Annotated in this window: 12 protein-coding genes and 2 riboswitches; of the genes, 8 read left to right on the forward strand and 4 right to left on the reverse strand. The window is 56.0% G+C overall.

Going from position 1 to position 17,885, the window contains the following annotated elements:
• Positions 1 to 22: 22 nt before the first annotated feature.
• Complete coding sequence (locus KUF54_RS08825) at positions 23 to 1,060, reverse strand: sulfate ABC transporter substrate-binding protein (protein ID WP_219342416.1); 1,038 nt, start codon at positions 1,058 to 1,060, stop codon at positions 23 to 25.
• A gap of 143 nt (positions 1,061 to 1,203) precedes the next feature.
• On the opposite strand from KUF54_RS08825, the gene KUF54_RS08830 reads away from it, so the two are divergent.
• A complete protein-coding gene (locus tag KUF54_RS08830; protein WP_219342417.1) occupies positions 1,204 to 1,479 on the forward strand; it encodes an oxidative damage protection protein in 276 nt (91 codons plus the stop codon).
• 1,722 nt (positions 1,480 to 3,201) lie between these two features.
• Here the strand turns inward: KUF54_RS08830 and KUF54_RS08835 are convergent.
• The gene (locus KUF54_RS08835) at positions 3,202 to 4,566 is read right to left on the reverse strand and encodes a radical SAM protein (RefSeq protein WP_219342418.1); all 1,365 of its coding nucleotides are present in this window, start codon (positions 4,564 to 4,566) and stop codon (positions 3,202 to 3,204) included.
• Positions 4,563 to 6,362, reverse strand: coding sequence for a DEAD/DEAH box helicase (locus KUF54_RS08840; protein WP_219342419.1), 1,800 nt, complete (start codon positions 6,360 to 6,362; stop codon positions 4,563 to 4,565). The genes KUF54_RS08835 and KUF54_RS08840 overlap by 4 nt, the downstream gene beginning before the upstream one ends.
• A 1,753-nt stretch (positions 6,363 to 8,115) precedes the next feature.
• Here KUF54_RS08840 and KUF54_RS08845 point away from each other — a divergent pair.
• The 3 genes from KUF54_RS08845 to mnmC all read left to right on the forward strand — a co-directional run bounded on the left by KUF54_RS08845 (position 8,116) and on the right by mnmC (position 11,938).
• A complete protein-coding gene (locus KUF54_RS08845) occupies positions 8,116 to 8,685 on the forward strand; it encodes an acetate uptake transporter (protein ID WP_219342420.1) in 570 nt (189 codons plus the stop codon).
• Between the two features lie 140 nt (positions 8,686 to 8,825).
• Positions 8,826 to 8,917: riboswitch (glycine riboswitch) on the forward strand.
• A gap of 13 nt (positions 8,918 to 8,930) precedes the next feature.
• Positions 8,931 to 9,050: riboswitch (glycine riboswitch) on the forward strand.
• Positions 9,051 to 9,101: 51 nt separating this feature from the next.
• Positions 9,102 to 9,767 carry a trimeric intracellular cation channel family protein gene (locus KUF54_RS08850; protein WP_219342421.1) on the forward strand — a complete coding sequence of 222 codons (666 nt, stop codon included), beginning with the start codon at positions 9,102 to 9,104 and terminating at the stop codon, positions 9,765 to 9,767.
• A gap of 179 nt (positions 9,768 to 9,946) precedes the next feature.
• On the forward strand, positions 9,947 to 11,938 hold the full coding sequence (gene mnmC, locus KUF54_RS08855; RefSeq protein WP_219346339.1) for an FAD-dependent 5-carboxymethylaminomethyl-2-thiouridine(34) oxidoreductase MnmC: 1,992 nt from the start codon (positions 9,947 to 9,949) through the stop codon (positions 11,936 to 11,938).
• A gap of 119 nt (positions 11,939 to 12,057) precedes the next feature.
• Here the strand turns inward: mnmC and KUF54_RS08860 are convergent, their stop codons facing one another.
• Complete coding sequence (locus tag KUF54_RS08860) at positions 12,058 to 13,377, reverse strand: hemolysin family protein (protein ID WP_219342422.1); 1,320 nt, start codon at positions 13,375 to 13,377, stop codon at positions 12,058 to 12,060.
• Between the two features lie 419 nt (positions 13,378 to 13,796).
• Between KUF54_RS08860 and KUF54_RS08865 the strand changes: the two genes are divergently transcribed.
• The 4 genes from KUF54_RS08865 to cysD all read left to right on the forward strand — a co-directional run bounded on the left by KUF54_RS08865 (position 13,797) and on the right by cysD (position 17,749).
• Positions 13,797 to 15,581, forward strand: coding sequence for a nitrite/sulfite reductase (locus KUF54_RS08865; RefSeq protein WP_219342423.1), 1,785 nt, complete (start codon positions 13,797 to 13,799; stop codon positions 15,579 to 15,581).
• A 29-nt stretch (positions 15,582 to 15,610) separates the two neighbouring features.
• Positions 15,611 to 15,997, forward strand: a complete 387-nt coding sequence (locus KUF54_RS08870) for a DUF934 domain-containing protein (RefSeq protein ID WP_219342424.1) — start codon at positions 15,611 to 15,613, stop codon at positions 15,995 to 15,997.
• On the forward strand, positions 15,994 to 16,617 hold the full coding sequence (locus KUF54_RS08875; RefSeq protein WP_219342425.1) for a phosphoadenosine phosphosulfate reductase family protein: 624 nt from the start codon (positions 15,994 to 15,996) through the stop codon (positions 16,615 to 16,617). Before KUF54_RS08870 ends, KUF54_RS08875 begins: the two co-directional genes overlap by 4 nt.
• 199 nt (positions 16,618 to 16,816) lie before the next feature.
• Complete coding sequence (cysD, locus tag KUF54_RS08880; RefSeq protein WP_219342426.1) at positions 16,817 to 17,749, forward strand: sulfate adenylyltransferase subunit CysD; 933 nt, start codon at positions 16,817 to 16,819, stop codon at positions 17,747 to 17,749.
• Positions 17,750 to 17,885: the final 136 nt, after the last annotated feature.

Consider the following 17,885-nt stretch of genomic DNA (forward strand, 5'->3'; position numbering starts at 1 on the left):
GCACGCCCCCTTTTCGTCTTACTTATTTTTTGGTGTAAATCTGGTCAAAGCTGCCGCCATCCGTAAAGTGCGCCTTGTCCGCTGCAGCCCAGCCGCCAAAAGCCTTGTCGATGCTAAACAGCTCCAGCTTAGGGAATTGGCTGGCAAACTCAGCGGCCACCTTGGCATCTGTGGGGCGGTAGAAGTTCTTGCCCGCAATGCGCTGGGCCTCTTCGGAGTACAGATACTTCAAATAAGCCTCGGCCACCACGCGGGTGCCGCGCTTGTCAACCACCTTGTCAACCACGGCCACCGAAGGCTCAGCCAGAATTGACAGCGGCGGCGCCACGATCTGGAACTTCTCTGGGCCAAACTCCTTAAGCGCCAAATAGGCTTCGTTTTCCCAAGCCAGCAGCACATCACCCAGACCGCGCTGCACAAACGTTACCGTCGAGCCGCGTGCGCCCGTGTCTAGCACCGGCACGTTTTTGTAGAGCTTGGCCACAAAGTCCTTGGCCTGCACATCACCGCCGTACTTGCGCTTGGCAAACTCCCAAGCGGCCAGATAGTTCCAGCGCGCACCGCCCGATGTTTTGGGGTTGGGCGTAATCACCTGCACGCCGGGCTTGACCAGATCGTCCCAATCCTTGATGCCCTTGGGGTTGCCCTTTTTCACCAAAAACACAATCGTCGAGCTGTAAGGCGCGCTGTTGTGCGGCAGGCGCTTTTGCCAGTCCGCCTTCACATTGCCGTTTTTAACCAGCACATCAATATCGCCCGCCAGTGCCAGCGTAGCCACATCGGCATCAATCCCATCAATGATGGAGCGCGCCTGCTTGCCCGAGCCGCCGTGCGACTGCTTGATGCTCACGTCCTGGTTTTGCGTCGCCTTCCAGTGCTTGGCAAAGGCTTGGTTGTAGTTCACATACAGTTCACGGGTCGGGTCGTAGGACACGTTGAGCAGCTGCACAGGCGCTGCACCTTGCGCATGGGCAGACAATGTAGACAAAACAGATAGGGACAAGCCAGCAATCAGGCCTGCAGCCAGAGGAAACTTGATAAAGTTGCGACGATTTTTCATTGGACTGTGTTCTTAGTGAATAGTTAACGGGCTACTTCCCCCCGTTGCTATGCATTCTTCATCTACAGTTTTAAAACTCAAACTACTAAGATTTCAGTTTGTTATAACCAAAACATCTGAATTCAACTAAGAGGACCCTACACATGGCACGCACCATTCACTGCATCAAGCTTGGTCAAGACGCTGAAGGCATGGATTTCCCCCCTGCACCCGGCGAGCTGGGCAAGCGCATCTATGAAAGCGTGAGCAAGCAGGCTTGGGCTGATTGGCTCAAGCACCAAACCATGCTGATCAATGAAAACCGCCTGAATTTGGCAGACGCACGTGCTCGCCAGTACCTGGCCCGCCAGATGGAAAACCATTTCTTTGGCGATGGCGCGGATGCGGCGCAGGGCTATGTGCCTCCTAGCGCTGACTAAGCTGGTCTTGCTCTGATAAAAAAGCCTCGGGTGTGAGTCCGGGGCTTTTTTGTTGTCTGGTGTTTTGATTTCTGCCAAATCAGCCTCTAGTGCTTATGCTTCCTGCACTAGCAGCTATCAAAATTACTCATGCTTTGTCGCCAGCGACAGAGGCCGGGTCTCGCCCCGGCAGGCAAGGTACTTTCTTTTGCTTCGCCAAAAGATAAGTACCCAAAGAAAAGGCGACCCTGCTGTCTGCGTCCCTACGCTACGTTTCACTTCGCTTCGGGCAAACCTGCGTCACGCAATTCAGTCTGCGGTGCCGCCCAACTCGCTGCGCGGCATTGCCGCTTCGCTCAGACAAACGGCGGCAAGTCAGATGACGAAGCAACGCTGTCCTGCGGCAGCGTTGCCCGCAGCCTGAACCGCGTGCCGCAGGCGCGGACACAAGGGGTTAGGAACCGGGAGCGGACGGCCTGCCGGATTTGTGACGAAATGGGCTTCTAGCCCTTATTTCACCTTGGGTAGCCGCTCTCTATTTTGCTAAAGAAGCTATCCCGGCTCCTTTGCCCTTTTGCCCGCGCCTGCGACGGCGGGCTCTTGTTGCGGGCGGCTGCACCGAAGAGTGCAGACGCATTCACCTCAGACTTGCGGCCGCTTGTTTGAACGAAGTGCTGCAAGCACGCAGTGAGTTGGGCCGCACAGAAACAAGAGGTTGGCGGCGCAGGTTTGACCCGTAGCGCAGCGAAGGGGACGCGGGCAGCAGGGTCAGGCTCTTTGGCTACTTTCTGGCCGCAGAAAGTAGCTTGCCTGCCGGGGCGAAACCCGGCTCCTGTCCGTCAATCAGGCATGAGTCCATGAATATCAGCCAAATCAGCCTCTAGTCATTGTGTTGATTAGATATGCAGCTATCAAATTAGCGGCATATCGTCGCCAGCGACAGAGGCCGGGTCTCGCCCCGGCAGGCGACCTTCTTTTCTTGCTCGTGCAAGCAAAGAAGGCAAAAGAACACGCCCCTACTGTCCGCGTCCCTACGCTACGTTTCACTTCGCTACGGGCAAACCTGCGTCACGCAATTCAGGCTGCGGTGCCGCCCAACTCGCTGCGCGGCTTTGCCGCTTCGCTCAGACAAACGGCGGCAAGTCAGATGACGAAGCAACGCTGTCCTGCGGCAGCGCTGCCCGCAGCCTGAACCGCGTGCCGCAGGCGCGGACACAAGGGGTAAGAGCCGGGAGCGGACGGCCTGCCGGACTTGTGACGAAATAGGCTTTTAGTCCGCACCTCACCTTGGGCAGCAGCTATCTATTTTGCTAAAGAAGCTATACCGGCTCCTTTGCCCTTTTGCCCGCGCCAGCGACGGCAGCCTCTTGTTGCGGGCGGCTGCACCGCAGAGTGCATACGCATCCACCTCAAATTTGCGGCCGTTTGTTTGAACGAAGTGCCGCAGGCACTTAGAGAGTTGGGCCACACAGCAACAAGAGGTTAGCGGCGCAGGCCTGCCCCGTAAAACCTGCGTCACATGGGTGGAGCGGACGACCTGGATGACTTGTGACGGAATTGACTTACAGCCGTATGTATTGAATACGGTAGTAACCATTCAATTTGACAGAAACTACCCCTGATATAAATTTTGCATCTATGTTTCTGCCCATGCCTGCGACCTCAGGGGATAATCGACTGCGCCAACACATGAGATTTTATTTCATATGAAACCAATAATTTTACTTAATCGAATTTATATTTTTAAATCGAAAAACTCAGATTATTTTTATCTTCATTTTTCAAATCGTACAAAAAATCATTATATAAATAATCTCTAGAGAAATATGAGAATTTTTTCAATTCAAAAAAATTTTTTGCACTCATAAATTCTCGGCTTATTTTCATCGAAAGTGATCTTGCTTCATGATGATCAATAGATGGGCTTAAATTTATCTGCTGAACCCCTTTGATACTATTAAAATCTGCAGGAGTAGCACCAAAGGATCTTAGTTGCTCCATATATGAAGCAACTTTAGTATCCCAACCATAAACAACAACTGGTCCAACAGAAACCCCAAAAATAAATTCTCTATGCTGATGAAGCCAATCCATAGTTTCTCGTACAGTAGCTGCACATTCACCCGCATAGAGTAAAATATTAACCTTAACTTTAATATTATTATTTTTAGCTTCCTTTAATATTAAAGAAGCTCTTTCCAAATATCTTTTTGGATTATTGGTTTTAGACATTTTTTTAAGTTGAACTTCTGATGCACTCTCCAAACCCAAATCAATAATTTTTAATCCTGAATCACTCAAAAAAGGTAATACTTGTGGGTTAATGGAGTCAACTCTAGACTCGGTCCTCCATTCTAGATGATCCAGCAAAACATGATGCTTCTTCACTTCATAAAACTTCTTACTCCATTCTTTTGATGGGATAAACATTGAAGCTTCAAAGTATGGTGTCATTTTTGTTAATGAATCATGAAGCAATGTCTCTTCAATTTGATTACACAAAATTTCCGGAGCAATCAATTTCTCTAATGGTTGATCTTTCTCCTGACAAAAAGAGCAACCCATCCCGCAACCCCTAGAAACCTCAATACTCGGCTGATATAGATATCTATTCTCCAAGACACTATAATCAAGTACTGAATGCTTCCCTGACGTGAGATTTTTTTTCAGTCTTAGTAAGAATTCATTCTCAATACCATTTAAATGAGACTCTCCCAATCCATCCGCAATATAGTCAACACGACCAATTTCTTGAACTAATTTTTGAGGTTCTCCATCTATCAACCATCTTCCTCCAATGATAATTTTTCTTTTTAAATTATCAGCCCTTATAAAATCAAGAAATTTTCTTGTCCAAGACAAAGCATAAAAACTAGGAATGGAAATAAATATTGGATTATCATTTTCAAAATATCCCAATCTTTTGTAATGATTGAAAAATTCCAATGGCTGATAAAAATGGCCCTGAACTTGAATGCAAGGGTAGCCTTTATTTGAAAAATAAGTTGCTATTGTCAGCAAACCATAGTTCAAATACATATTTCTTCGGTTAATCGAGGTATTAGATTTTCTAGTAACCTCTTGCCCAGCAGATACAAATAAGATCATTGATAAATAATTTTCTGAGTAGCACGAGTCGAAGCCACATAAACCAACCTAGCCTCCAACGCCCCATCCTTCTTCACATCCCGAGCCTTACGCTCCTCATCCGAAGTAACAACCGCAACCACAGGCCACTCCAGCCCCTTGCTCGCATGCATGGTCATCACCTTGATGGAATCGTGCGTAGGTTGAAAGTCCCCCGCCCTCTCCCGCACCCGGTGCGGCAAACCCTTGCGGCGCAGGGCGTCGGCGCAGACAAACATTTCGTCCTTATGGCGACACAGCACGGCCATCTCCCCCCAGGCATGGCCTTGGGCATGCTGGTCAGCCAGCAAATCGGCCACGCGGCCTGCGCGGGCGTAGAGGGTGGGCAGGTCGATGATGATGGGTTCCGGGCCTTCGCGGCCACAGCTCAGTGGCTTTAAGAGCGGAATGCCGTCTTCGTCCTTGGCGTCTTCGGGGGTGAGCATGTCACCCGCCACGCGGTGGGCCAGTTGCAGAATCTGGCGCGTGTTGCGGTAGTTGATTTTGAGAATGGTGGTGCGGCCCGGCGCCTGTATGCCCACGCTTTTCAGGCTGAAATTACGCTTTTGACCCCGGTCGTAAATGCTTTGCGCGTCGTCATACAGCAGCAGCAGGCTGTTGGTGGCGGGGTCCACCATTTGGGTGACAAGGCGCAGCCATTCGGGCGCAAAGTCATGGCCTTCGTCGATGAGGATGGCGTGGTATTGGCCAGCCGGGATGTGAGCTTTGTCCACGGCGGCAATCAGGCAACGGACGTACTCTTCCATCTTGGCGTCCACATTCCAGTCGATTGCGTAGCTCGGCAGTTGCTGGTAGCTCTTGAGCTGGGCGTACACCCATTTGTGAAAGTGGCGCACATGCACGCGCTCAGACAGGCCTTTTTCGGCGATGCTGGCGGCGAGTTTGACGGCCAGCGGCTCGTTGTAGCAAAGCACCAAAATCGGCTTGCTGCCCGGGCCTTGGGTCTGCGCTAAGTGCTCGGCACGGTAGCCCAGGATCATGGTTTTGCCCGAGCCTGCCACGCCGTGAATGACGCGGTGGCCGTCGCCCAAGCTGCGGGCTAGCTGCTCTTGCTGCAAGTCCATCACGCGCATGATGTCGGGCAGCTCATCCTCATCGGCCGCATCGTTGCCAAACAGGGCTTGCTGTTGGGGCACGCGCACTTCGGGGAAGAGTATCCAGCGAATACGGTCTAGCTGCGGCAGGGTGATGGTGCGGCCAAAGCTGTGGGGGAACATGTCCCACAGCCGCTGCTGAAAGGCTTCGGCATCCACGACTTCCACCATTTCGTCTTGGCAGATGACGAGGTGCGCAGCAATTGCATCGCCCAGCCCCGCCGCATCAAACTGCTTGCGCGTGATGCGGGTAAAAACCACGCCATGCCCCCAAGGAAAGGCCAGCTTGCCTTGGTGCGGACCATCGCCATCAATAAGCTGGGGGTCGCGCTCCAAGGCGTTGATGACCTGTATGGCACAGTGCCGCGCTTGCTGCAGCGGGCTCATCACCACTTTGACTTGGCCATCGACCAAAATTTCAAAGCGCTCGCGGGTGGCGCTGCGAATGGTGTCGAGGTGCCAATCTTTGGTTTCCAAAATCAGCGCACCCCGGCGCGGATGCACCACCACAAAGTCAGGCCTTGTCTGTTTGGGGCCAATGGGCACATCCCACCAGAGCAAGTAATCGTCTTCGAGTTTTTGCTGCAAACGCTCTGCCAAGCGTTTTTCACCACTCGTCATCCGCCCCGCGCAACTGCTGAGCGCGGGTATCAATACCGCCATTGCCTCCACCCTTCACTTGTATCTTCTTGTTTCAAGGATGAGGGGTTATAGCCGATAGCCCTTCTGGAATTCTTTCAAAACCTTCAAAGTGCATGCTCACATGGACTTCTAGCCAAGCTTGTGCTTGCGGTGGCTCGCTATCTATTTGGAGTTGCAGGGAGATGACGATGCAACGCTGTCCTGCGGCAGTGCTGCCCGCAGCCGAACCGCGTGCCGCAAGCGCAGACATAAGGGATGGAAGCCGAGAATGGACGGCCTGCCGGACTTGTGACGGAATCCTCCTCTAGTGCTTATTCCACCTTGGGTAGCCGCTCTCTATTTTGATAAAGAAGCTATCCCGTATTCGGTATCTCGCCCCTTGTGCCCACGCCTGTGACGGCAAGTTCTTGGGGCTGGCTGCTGCACCGCAGAGTGCGGCAGCTTCGTGCTCTGACTTGCGGCCGTTTGTTTGAACGAAGTGCCGCAGGCACGCAGTGAGTTGGGCCGCACAGCCCCAAGAGCTTGACGGCGCAGGTTGCCCGCAGGCGAAGCCGAAGGGTCGTGGGCAGTAGGGGTGCTGCTCTTTGCCTACTTTCTGGCAGCAGAAAGTAGGTTGCCTGCCGGGGCGAAACCCGGCTCCTGTCGGCCAATCAGGCATGACGCCAAAAAATCAACCTAAATCAGCCTCTAGTCATTGTGTTGATTAGACATACAGCTATCAAATTAGCTGCATATCGTCGCCAGCGACAGAGGCCGGGTCTCGCCCCGGCTGGCGAGATACTTTCTTTTGCTTCGCCAAAAGATAAGTACCCAAAGAAAAGGCGACCCTACTGCCTGCGTCCCTCCGCTGCGCTACGGGCAAACCTGCGTCACGCCATTCAAGCTGCGGTGCCGCCCAACTCGCTGCGCGCTTGCAGCGCTTCGCTCAAACAAACGGCGGCAAGTCAGATGACGAAGCAACGCTGTCCTGCGGCAGCGCTGCCCGCAGCCCAAACCGCGTGCCGCAGGCGCTGACACAAGGGGTGGAAGCCGGGAGCGGACGGCCTGCCAGATTTGTGACGAAATAGGCTTTTAGTCCGCACCTCACCTTGGGCAGCAGCTATCTATTTTGCTAAAGAAGCTATCCCGGCTCCCCCGCCCTTTTGCCCGCGCCTGCGACGGCGGCCTCTTGTTGCGGGCGGCTGCACCGAAGAGTGCAGACGCATCGTCATCACTTCTGCGGCCGTGTGTTTGAACGGAGTGCCGCAGGCACGCAGTGAGTTGGGCCGCACAGCAACAAGAGGTTGGCGGAGCAGGTTTGCCCCGTAGCGTAGCGAAGGGGACGCGGGCAGCGGGGTCAGGCTCTTTGGCTACTTTCTGGCCTCAGAAAGTAGCTTGCCCGCCGGGGCGAAACCCGGCTCCTGCCGGTGAATCAGGCATGTGGCAAAAACAAGCTAAATCCGCCTCTAGTGCTTATGCATCTTGCACTAGCAGCTATCAAAATTAACTTCATTGCGTCGCCAGCGACAGAGGCCGGGTCTCGCCCCGGCTCCTACTCTTCAATCAAGCATGAGGCAGAAATATCAGCAAAATTAGCCGCTAGCCTTTATATCGATTAGACATAACGCTATCAAATTTATTATTTCTTTATCACCAACGATGCGCAAAACATAGTGGTTATTACGTAGATAAAAACCAAAGCTGACACCTTGATGTCAGCTCCTTATTCTCAGAAATAAGGGAATTCCCCGACAGTACAATTCACGCTCAAAAAAACCGAACGAGATTATTGGTGATGAATAATACTTATACCCTGAAAGACAACACAGCCAACCCATTACCGCTGGGATTATTTGGCTTTGCAATGACCACGATTTTATTAAATATCCACAATGCTGGATTTTTCCCGGTCGACAGTATGATTATGGGAATGGGCATTTTCTTTGGCGGTGGCGCGCAGTTTATTGCGGGTGTCATGGCTTGGAAGAAAGGCAATAATTTCGCCAGCGTCGCCTTTATGGCCTATGGCGCATTTTGGCTGACCTTGGTTTTCTTATGGCTGGCACCCGGTGTTTTTGGCGCCGCAAAACCTGATGCCACTTCTATGGGTTGCTATTTAGCCATCTGGGGCATGTTTACGGTTATCTTTTTCCTGCAAACATTAAAGGGTCACACCACCGGCAAACTGCTGTTCGGCTCCTTGGCTATTTTGTTTTTCTTATTGTCTGCCTCTTACTTTACGGGCAGCACTAGCATTCTCAATATCGCCGGCTGGGTGGGTATTGTCTGCGGCTCACTGGCTTTTTATGAAGCTTCGGCCATCATGATTAATGGCGCTTACGAAAAGACAATTCTTCCGCTTTAATCATCAAGCAATAAAGCGATAGCTCTCAAAAGCGCTGCTGGTGGATTGCCAGCAGCGCTTTTTTATGGACTAAAACTGAAGGGCAAAAGCAAAACGAAGCCATGAGTCGCTAAAAGCGCCTTACGGCAGGCTAGAATCGCGCCCATCCTGCGGGAGAGAGGGGTCTGCAACGGCTCCCGCCGAAGGCGCAAACTCCCATAATCGCTCAGGCACTAAGAACCGCAGGTGGGCCAGACAAGGCCCGGATATCGCCAACTGGAGAGCAGCCCGCAATGCGCAATTTGTAGGGCTCACCGAAGGGGCAAGCATGACCGCCACGATGGTGCTTATGCGCAACTCTCAGGTAAAAGGACAGCGGGAGAGGCACGCCAGACAACCCGCTGATGCGAGTGGCTGGTTTATTTTCAAGAGCCTTCATGCTTCCCTCTATCTCTTTGCTGGACTCGTTCCAGGCCTCTAATTTCACCGTCATGCTGGCCATCTATTTGGTGGCCATTGCGGCAGAAGCCATGTCCGGCGCACTGGCTGCGGGCCGGCGCAATATGGATATCTTTGGCGTTGTTGTCATCGCCTTCGTCACCGCTTTGGGCGGCGGCACCATTCGCGATATGGTGCTGGGCCACTACCCGATTGGCTGGACGCAGCACCCCGAATATGTGTACTTGGTCATCAGCTTTGGCCTGCTGACCACGCTGGTCGCACGCCACATGGTCAAGCTCAAACAGGTGTTTTTGCTGCTGGACGCCATGGGCTTAATCGCCTTTTCGCTCATCGGCTGTAATACCGCGCTAGAGCTGGGCTACCCCACCATCGTTGTCATCATGGCGGGCATGATTACCGGCATCAGCGGCGGCATTTTGCGCGACGTGCTGTGCAACCAAGTGCCCGTAGTCTTCCGCCGCGAGCTGTATGCCAGCGTGTCGCTGGCCGTGTGTTTGATGTTCCTCGGCCTGCGCTATCTGGAGGTAAGCCCCAACGTCAGCACCATCGTCTGTTTTATCGGGGGTCTGGCGTTTCGTATGGCAGCTATTCGTTTCAAGTGGCGCCTTCCCGTCTTTTCCTATCAGCAACGCTGGGAATAAGATGAAGCACCCCCTGTGGCGCTGTGCGCCTTCCCCCTCTCTCGCTTCGCGGAATGGGGACGATGCCCTCGCCGCAAGGCGGCTCTTGCCCGGCATCTCTAATGCTGGAGCGCGCCAGTTTTTAAGCATCACGCCCTGTGAATGCACCTTCCTCTGCCATGCCTGAACCCATCACATGGATGCCTGACGGCACTCCCTATAACACCCGATTTGGCGATCGCTATCACAGCGAGGATGGCGGGCTGAAGCAAGCCAAGCAGGTGTTTTTAGGCGGCTGCGGCCTGCCCGCTGCATGGGCCAACGCGCCGCAGTGGCGCATTTTGGAAACCGGGTTTGGCTTTGGCCTGAACTTTCTGGTGACCTGGGCGGCCTGGAAGGCAGACCCGCAGCGCGCAAGGCTGCTGCATTTTGTCTCGGTAGAGGCCTTCCCCGTCTCACGCGAAGACCTGCTTCGATCCTTGCCAGCCGATGAGGAACTGCGCAGCTTGGGCCTGCAACTGGCCGATCAATGGTGGGGGCTGCTGCCGGGCGTACACCGCCTGTCTTTTGACAACGGCCAAGTGCTGCTGACGCTTTATATCGGCCCGGCGCAGATCATGCTGCGCAAGCAGCAGCTCACAGTTGATAGCGTCTATCTCGATGGCTTTTCACCCCAGCTCAACCCCGAGTTGTGGGATGAAGACGCCATGAAAAACATCGCCCGCCACTGCCGCCGCGGCACGCAGCTGGCGACTTGGTGTGTGGCTGGCAGCGTTCGGCAGGCTTTAAAGACTCAGGGTTTTGACGTTCAAAAAATCGCGGGCACGCCGCCCAAGCGCCATAACCTGCAAGCCAGCTACAACCCCGCGTGGGAGCCACGCCAGCGCGTTGATGGCTTTGCGCCCCCCGTTCAGCAGCCCAGCCATTGCCTGGTGCTGGGCGCGGGCCTGGCCGGTGCAGCAGCAGCTGCCAGTTTGGCAAGGCGCGGCTGGCAGGTTACCGTGCTTGATAGTGCAGCCCAGCCTGCGGCCGGTGCATCAGGTCTGCCTGCCGGTCTGTTTTGCCCCCACGTCTCGCCCGATGACAGTGTTTTATCGCGCTTGTCACGCAGCGGCGTGCGTACCACGCTACAAACTTTGCAGCAGCTCAGTACGGCTGAGCAACTGCTCGCCGGCCAAGACTGGGCGCACAGCGGCGTGCTGGAGCACGACTTGAACGAGCCCACCCACCTGCCCCCGCAATGGCTCAGGGCAGACAGCGCTGAATCGGGCTGGGGCTTGCAGTGGAGTAATCCAGCCAGCAGCCAGCACTTGGCCGCTGCGCATTTACCCAACGACAGCCACGCCCTATGGCATGCGCAAGCAGGCTGGGTCAGACCGGCCCAGTTGGTGCGCGCTTTGTTGCAGTCGCCGCTAATTCAATGGCAAGGCAATGCCCACGCCGCCAAGCTGCTGCGCGATGAAGCCAGCGGCCAGTGGCAGGTCTTGAACCCAGAAGGCCAGACCATCGCCCAAGCCCCCATGCTGGTGCTGGCACTAGGCCCCACCAGCAAAAGCCTGCTGCAAGCCAGTGGCATGGATGCCGGGCTATGGGAGCTGCAAGCCATACGCGGGCAGGTCAGCGTGGCAGACCATACGACGCAAACGCAGGCGGCCATGCCGCCCTTCCCCGTCAACGGCAACGGCAACTTGGTGCCGGACTTTCTGAGCAGTAATCCAGACAAGCCAAGCAGCGCCAGCGCCAATCAATGGATCATGGGCTCCACCTTCGAGCGCGATGTGACCGAGCTTCCGCCCAGCCAAGCCGATCAGCTAGCCGCCCATGCGGGCAACGCTGAAAAACTGGCCGCCCTGCTGCCCGAGTGCAGCCGCGCCTTGCAGACCTTTTTTACGGCGCAGCAGCAGCCCGAGACGTTGGAACAAACCTGGGCCAGAGTGCGCTGCGCTGCCTATGACCGCCTGCCGCTTGCGGGCCCGATAGGGAAGTCGGCCAATGACCAAATCGGGCTGTGGGTGCTGACAGGGCTAGGCTCGCGGGGATTGACGCTTTCCATGCTCTGCGGCGAGCTGCTGGCCGCGCGCTTGCATGGTGAGCCCTTGCCGCTGGACGCAAAACTGGCGCAGTCGCTGGGCACGCAACGCTTGTGGAGCCGCGTGGAGCAGGTAACTACAAAGCCCACGCAAGCTGAATAAAACTCCTAAAAAAAGAGCAGCCAGTGCTTGATCCACAAGCGCTAGCTGCTCTTTTTAATGGGTTTTAAACGGCTTATAAAGTGCTTATAAAGGGCCGCTCTCAATACCTAGCGCTGAAATTACAGCAGCGCCGCTTCTGAGTCTGAAATTAAGCTCTCCAGCTTGGTAGCCAAGACCTTGTCCAGCGTTTTGCCGTCCATGTCCACCACTTCAAAGCGCCACTCTTCCCACTCCACCATATCGGCCTCTTTGGGCACTCGGCCCAAGAGCAGCATCACCATGCCGCTGAGGGTGTGATAGCGCCCGCGCTCTTCTTCAGGCACGGCGTCAAGGTTCAGACGGTCCTTGAGTTCAGGCACGGGGATATGGCCATCTAGCAGCCAGCTGCCATCTGCGCGCTGCACAGCCCAGCTGGTTTCTTCATCACGCGGCTGGAATTCGCCCGTAATCGCTTCGATCAAATCTTGCAGCGTGACAATGCCTTGCACCTCGCCGTACTCATCGATCACAAACGCCATTTGCAGGTCAGAGGTGCGGAAGTTATCCAGCAGCTCCATGCCCGTGATGGTCTCGGGCACATACAAAGCCACTTGCAAGGACTGGTCGCCCAGCTTTTGCTCGCCCTTTTGGCGCACGGTTTGGGCCAGCCACTGGCGGGCGTTGAGCACGCCGACGATATTGTTCATATCGCCACGCACCACAGGGTAGCGCGCGTGGTCGGCGCTTTCCATGCGCGTCAGGTTGACGTCTAGGCTGTCGTCGATGTCGAGAAACACCACATCGCTGCGCGGCACCATCAGCGAGCCGATTTGGCGGTCGTCTAGACGGAACACGTTGCGCACCATGGTGTGCTCTTGCGACTCGATCACGCCTGCTGAATGGCCTTCGACCAAGATGGCCTGAATTTCTTCTTCAGTCACCACGCTGCCATTGCTTTCCTTGACGCCCATGAGCTTGAGCAAGCCGCGAGTCGACGCCGACAGCAGCCACACAAAAGGCTTGGTGGCCAAGGCCAGAAAGTTGATGGGACGGGAGACCAGACGGGCAAACGCCTCGGGGTTGGTTTGGCCCAAACGCTTGGGAACCAGCTCACCGACAACGATAGAGAAATAGGTGATGACCAAGACCACCAAGCCGGTGGCGGTGTAACCCGCAGCCTTGACTTCCATGCCCAAGCTGGTGAGCCACAGCGCAACCGGGCCGGCCAAAGCCGCCTCACCGACGATACCGTTGAGCACGCCGATGGAAGTGATACCAATTTGAATGGTAGAGAGGAAACGCGTTGGGTCCTCTCCTAGTTTGATAGCAGCTAGTGCACCGCTATCACCCTCATCCACCATTTTTTGCATGCGGCTCTTGCGGGCTGTGACCAGCGCAATCTCCGACATGGCGAACACGCCGTTCAAACAGATGAGGGCTAAAAGTATGGCTATTTCCATAGTCAGGCACCCGCTTTCGATCCAGGCGCCTCAATCATTAAACAAGCCCCGATTCTAGGGAATCAGCAAACCCTTCATATCCATAAATGCAAGCGCGGAGCAAGGAAATCCCTCAAAAACGCGCTTTTCGCCCCAAAACTTGGCCTTTTCCCACAATCTCACATATTCATTTAGTTATATATGAAGGACTAAATAATCGTTTGTTTTTATATAAAGAATCTCTACAGTTCCACCCAACGACCACAGTGCCAAGCCCTTCAGAGCGGCTAACACAGCTCAGCAAACCCAAGGTTTGCGTTTGAGACGAGGCGCCAAGCCGCAGGCAGTACATACGTACGACAAGGCGATGCAACGACGTATCAAGGGTTGAGTTAGCGGCTCTAAAGGCAAGGCATTCGCCCCACGGAAGAGCTGAAGACATGTATCAATACACCGATTTCGACAAAGCGTTCGTCAAGCAACGCGCCGACCAGTTCCGTGACCAGCTACAACGCTGGCAGGCAGGCAAGCTGGCGGAAGATGATTTCCGCCCGCTGCGTTTGCAAAACGGCTGGTATGTCCAGCGCTATGCGCCCATGCTGCGCGTGGCCGTGCCTTATGGCGAGATCAACTCCGCCCAGATTCGCGTGCTGGCCAAGGTCGCCCGTGATTACGACGAGCCCGAGGCTGAAGTCTTTAAGACCGCCCTCGAAGGCCAAGGCAAGATGGGCACTACCTATCTGCCCAAGAACTGCGCCCACTTCACCACCCGCACCAATGTGCAGTTCAACTGGATCCCCCTGTCCAAAGCTGCCGATGTGATGGATTTGCTGGCCAGCGTCAACCTGCACGGCATTCAAACCAGCGGCAACTGCATTCGCAACACCACCACCGACGCGCTGGCCGGTATTGCCCCGGACGAAGCAATTGATCCCCGCCCCTACGCTGAAATTTTGCGCCAGTGGACCACGCTGCACCCTGAGTTCGCCTTTTTGCCACGCAAGTTCAAGATCGCCATCACCGGTGCCACCGAAGACCGCGCCGCCACCGGCTGGCACGATGTGGGCCTGCACATGGTCAAAAACGCAGCCGGTGAGATTGGCTTTAAAGTTTTTGTAGGTGGCGGCATGGGCCGTACGCCTGTGATCGGTACTGTGATTCGTGAGTTCCTGCCGTGGAACCAGATCATGAATTACATCGAAGCCATTGTTCGCGTCTACAACGAACTAGGCCGCCGCGACAACAAGTACAAGGCGCGTATCAAGATCTTGGTCAAGGCCGAAGGTCAGGCTTATATCGATGCGGTGGAAGAAGAATTCCGCCAAATCGTTGAAGTCGATGGCGGCCCACACACCGTGCCTCAGGCCGAGTTTGACCGCGTGGCCGCCATGTTCACCACGCCCAAGTTGCCTGCAGTGGCCAACGCCATTGCCGACGAGCAAAAGCTGATCGAGCAAGCCGCCAAGGACCCCGCCTTCTCGCGCTGGGTTTCGCGCAACGTACACGCCCACCGCATTGCCGGTCTGCGCGCCGTGACCCTGTCTTTCAAGCGCGTAGGCCAAGCGCCCGGCGATGCGCAAAGCGAGCAGCTCGACGCACTGGCGCAATTGGTGGATGCCTTCTCCGCAGGCGAAGCCCGCGTCACCCATGACCAAAACGTGATGCTGCCCTGGGTACAAGTCGGCCAGCTGTATGCGCTGTGGACCGAGGCCAAGGCCTTGGGTCTGGCAAGCACCAACGTGGCTTTGCTGACCGACATGATTGCCTGCCCCGGCGGCGACTTTTGCGCGCTGGCCAACGCCCGCAGCCTGCCAATTGCCGACGCCATCACCGCCCGCTATCAGGATCTGGACGAGCTGGACGACATCGGTGAGATTGATCTGCACATCAGCGGCTGCATCAACAGCTGCGGCCACCACCACAGCGGCCACATCGGCATTCTGGGCGTGGATAAGGATGGCAAAGAGTGGTATCAGGTCACCTTGGGCGGCTCGGATGGCTCCACGCTGTCTGGCAACGCCGTGGCCGGCAAGGCCATTGGCCCATCGTTTAGCGCTGCCGAAGTGCCGGACGTGATCGAAGCCGTGCTCAGCACCTACCGCGACCTGCGCCAGCCGGGCGAGCATTTTGTGGACGCCGTGCGCCGCATTGGTCTGGACCCCTTCAAGGATGCAGGCAAAGCTGCCCGCCACCCCGCGCCCGCTGAAGAAGAAGCCGTGGCCTGAAGAACAAGAGCAAGAAGAAAGACAAAGTCATGAAAATTCTGGCAAACAACGATTACCAAGCACCTGCCCAGAGCACTGGCAGCGTGCTGGTACTGGCCAACGATGTGAACGCCTTAGAAGCCAATCTGGACGGCATCACTCAGGTGGATCTGCAGTTTCCCAACTTCACCGACGGCCGCGCCTTCAGCCAAGCCTATTTGCTGCGCCGCCGCCTGAAATTCACGGGCGACATTCGCGCCACTGGCGATGTGCTGATCGACCAGTTGGTGCAAATGCAGCGCACAGGCTTTAGCTCTGCCGTGCTGCGCGAAGGCGTGGATGCCGCTGATGCCCAGCGCCAGTTCGAACGCTTTGGCGGCTACTACCAAGCCGATGCTGTGGAGCACCACCCCCACTTTCCGCAGGAGCTGGCATGAGCGAACTGAACCTGTCGGCCATCAACGCCGAACTGGGCCACGACGCCCAAGCGCTGGTGAACTGGGCTATTGGTCTGGGCCAGCCCACCATCGTCACCACCAACTTTCGCCCTTTTGAAGCGGTGATTTTGCACATGGTCGCTCAGGCCCGCCCTGATGTGCCCGTGGTCTGGATGGACAACGGCTACAACACCGAAGCTACTTACCAGTTTGCCGACGCGGTCACCAAGCAGCTGGGCCTGAACCTCAAGATCTACCTGCCGCTGCGCAGCCGTGCCCACCGCGAAGCAGTAGAAGGCGCCACGCCAGCTCTGGATGACCCGCGCCACGCCGCCTTTACGCAAGAAGTAAAGCTAGAGCCCTTTACCCGCGCCCTGCGGGAGACAGCGCCCAAGGTCTGGTTTACCGCTTTGCGCGCCACCGACACTGCGGTGCGCGCTGCCATGGACCCCGTCAGCATCAACCCTGACGGGCTGATCAAGGTAGCGCCGCTGCTGCACTGGTCGTCTAAAGACCTGCACGAGTACTGCCAAAAGCACGGCCTGCCCAACAATTTTGACTATGTGGACCCGACCAAGGGCGAAGACAACCGCGAGTGCGGCTTGCACATTTCTCATTAACCCCCTGAGCCGCTTTGCGGCTTCGCCCTTTCTCGCTGCGCGGAAGGGGGACGGCACCGGTGCTGCGGGGCGGCCCTTGCACGGTGCCCCTGATGTGGACCTGCTCAGTTTCAAGCGCAACGCCCTGAGTTGCCGCAAAAAAAGATAGCTGTCTGTGCATTCTCCATATGCGCTACAGCATGATTTGATTGGATAAGTAATGAACGCCCGAGTGGATACCTCCGTGCTCAATCACCTGAGCAACAGCCATCTGGATGCGCTGGAAGAAGAAACCATCTTCATCTTGCGTGAAGTCGCTGCCGTGTTTGAGCGCCCCACCCTGCTGTTTTCGGGCGGCAAGGATTCGCTGGTCATGCTGCGCTGTGCGGAAAAAGCCTTTGGTGCGGGCCGCATTCCCTTTCCGCTGCTAATGATCGACACCGGCCACAACTTCCCTGAAGTGACCGATTTCCGTGACCTGCGTGCCAAAGAACTGGGCGCTGAGCTGATCGTGCGCAGCGTAGAAGACTCCATGGCGCGCGGCACGGTGCGCTTGGCCCACCCTGAAGAGCCGCGCAATGCGCACCAGTCGGTCACGCTGCTCGAAGCGATTGAAGAATTCCGCTTTGACGCGCTGATTGGCGGCGCACGCCGCGACGAAGAAAAAGCTCGCGCCAAGGAACGCATCTTTAGCCACCGCGACAGCTTTGGTCAGTGGCAGCCCAAGGCCCAGCGCCCTGAGCTGTGGACGCTGTTCAACACCCGCATTGCGCCCGGCGAGCACTTCCGTGTGTTCCCCATCAGCAACTGGACCGAGCTGGACGTGTGGCAGTACATCGAGCGAGAGAAGATTGCCCTGCCAAGCCTCTACTACAGCCACCAGCGCAACATCGTTGAGCGCAAGGGCCTACTGGTGCCCGTGACCGAGCTGACCCCCGCCAAAGATGGCGAGCAAGTCGTGGTGCGCGATGTGCGCTTCCGCACTCTGGGCGACATCACCTGCACCTGCCCGGTGGAGAGCACCGCCGCAACGGCCTCAGACATCGTGATCGAAACCTTGGCCGCTGATGTGAGCGAGCGCGGCGCCACCCGCATGGATGACAAGACCAGCGAAGCATCGATGGAAAAACGCAAAAAGGATGGGTATTTCTAGAGCCATCCCCTGAGGCGCTGCGCGCCTTCCCCCTCTCTCTTCGGGAGGGGGACGACGCCCTCGCCGCGAGGCGGCTCTTGCTCGGCGTCCCTTGTTCTGGATCGCGCCCCTTTTTACGCAATGTCTGAATCAACGA

Source organism: Comamonas sp. Y33R10-2 (genome assembly GCF_019355935.1).
GTDB lineage: Bacteria > Pseudomonadota > Gammaproteobacteria > Burkholderiales > Burkholderiaceae_C > Comamonas.